Raw genomic sequence first — 2,172 nt, 5'->3', positions numbered from 1 at the left:
ATCTCGCCTATCTTTGTGTAGCTACCGTTCAGGCCTTTCCGCCATTCTTCTACGATAAAGGCTACGTTGACCTGGTACTGATTGACCCCCAGACGCCCGGGGGCGTCCCATATTAAATCTCCCGTGAGTGCGTCTATCCTGAAAAAGGATGGCCCTGACCCGTCTTCTGTCAGTCTCGAATCCCCTAAACTCGATGGATCTCGGTATCCCGCAGCAAATTCTCCTCCATTTGAGCCATCGGTTCTTCCCCTCTTGGGTGCTGTTAAACGATAGGCCAGGCTATCACCATCGGCATCGAATGCACCGGGATTATGAATAAATCTTTTCCCCACTCCGGCTGTATCTACCGGTATATTCAATAAAACAGGTGTGTTGTTCAATCCTAATGATCCATTTACTACTATAGTAGTTTCTACAAAGAAGCTAATCTGGTCGGTTGGACCTTGCAGGTTAACTGTTCCGGCGTTCCTATTGGTAATGGCACATGAAATAGTGTAACGCCCCGGCCCCGGAAATGTAAAAGTAGTATCATACACATTACACATGGTTCCGGCATTAATCAGAAACTTCTTTTTACGTTTTACTTCATAAAGGGGTACACCTGTTACCCCAAATGAAAAAAAAGAAGTACCGGCTGCGTCGTTGGCAATGTAGCCGTTAATCTGGTCGGTATAGGTAGTTAAGGTAACACGATAGGTAAGGGTAGTCGACGAAATTCTTTTGGCCGTTATTTCGCCCGCCCGTAAGTGAGTAGCTTGTGCCCGGGGTAAAATCAGCAAACCAGCAATGACAAAAAATAAAGTAAATCTTAATAGTTGCATAGGTCCCTTCAGAATTTTAAAGTTCGTTATCTATAAGAACGAACGAATACTTGTGTGCTGTGCATGTGTCGGCAGATTTTTGAATTAAAAAATCTATATATGCTTGGTAACGCTTTATCAGAACAGATAAAATTACTATGAAGATGTACAAAGATGTTAGGCCTGTATGCAATTAATTCATCAGAAAGGCATGTTTTTATGTGCCAGTTTTTCCAGACTTTTATGGAATTTCCAGGGTACCGATATTTCTTTGGTTGTGCGGGCTATTCTTACCTGATACCCTCTGGCATTACCTTCCACGTTCTGAATTCCCTTTACATTAGCAATGATGTTTTTATCAAGATAGATAAATTGCTGATGTGCCGAAAGTTCTTTCTGGATGTCTGCAGTGACGATCGTTTTTTCAATACCCAGAAAGTTCTGCCAGTATACTTCTGCCGATCCTTTAGAGATTTCAGCATAAATAAATTGATTCGGCAATAGCTTAAGTCTGTCTCCTAAAACTAAAACCTGAGGTGTATTTTTTGCGTCTAAACCTGTTAGTTGCCGTAAGGCATTATTGATAACTTCAGCACAGGCAGTAAATTTCTTATGAAATACCTTTTGCTGAATAAAGGTAGTTATCACAACCGGAATAATACTGAGTATGAAAATTTTCAGGATATCTGCCAGCTTAAACGTAATCATGTGAAAGGCTTTGCCATAAGTAGCCATCGAAGACACCAACAGCAGCACTATTATCAGAAAATGAAGCGACTGTCGGGCGATAGTCCAGTTTTGTTTATTATAAAATTTAGAAAAAATAGTGGGCAATACAAACTTGGCGATCAGCATTGCCAGGCTTGCTACCACACCGAATCCAAGCAATAATCTGGTTTTTTGCTGATTGTTCAACAAATCAAGGCCAAATGGTTGCATACCAACTGCTACAATTGCTACAAACAACCCTACCAGAAGAGAAATAAGAAGCCCTCTCATAGAACGAATAGAAGTTGCCATCGGACGACGAAATGCGTCATTAAGGGCTTGTAATTGTTCTCTGAAAAGCTTGAACAGGTTCTTACTTGTATTTGATACAGCGCGTAAAATATTCATTAGTGAAATCCATAACGAGGCGCATTAAATCGGGCTCTTTCTATAGGAAAGACAAAAACCTGTTTATTTTCCTGACTTGAGGCGCCATCTGACCAACAAATTTACAGAATAATAATAATTATCTGATAAGTTCAATCCATCCCTTCATCGTAATAGGTGTCTCATCTTTCTTATCCAATCGCATCAACGATACCCGGGCCAGATAATAATACGTCCCAGAGGGTAACTCAATCCCACTACTGCTCTTCCCATCCCA

The 2,172-nt window shown here is 41.0% G+C and carries 1 protein-coding gene and 1 pseudogene; both read right to left on the bottom strand.

Annotation, left to right across the window (positions count from 1 at the left end):
* Nucleotides 1–821, bottom strand: a pseudogene (locus AC1RRY_RS21880) (gliding motility-associated C-terminal domain-containing protein); the annotation flags it as partial.
* Nucleotides 822–1,001: 180 nt separating this feature from the next.
* Nucleotides 1,002–1,916, bottom strand: coding sequence for a hypothetical protein (locus AC1RRY_RS21875; protein WP_492823925.1), 915 nt, complete (start codon nt 1,914–1,916; stop codon nt 1,002–1,004).
* Between the last annotated feature and the right edge of the window lie 256 nt (nt 1,917–2,172).

The organism is Emticicia sp. GW821-FHT11C11 (genome assembly GCF_058808615.1).
This window is presented reverse-complemented; position numbering and strand designations above follow the sequence as displayed.

Coding starts and splice junctions, on each gene's coding strand:
- AC1RRY_RS21875 (WP_492823925.1), bottom strand. CDS start 1,916: ATGAATATTTTACGCGCTGTATCAAATACAAGTAAGAACCTGTTCAAG.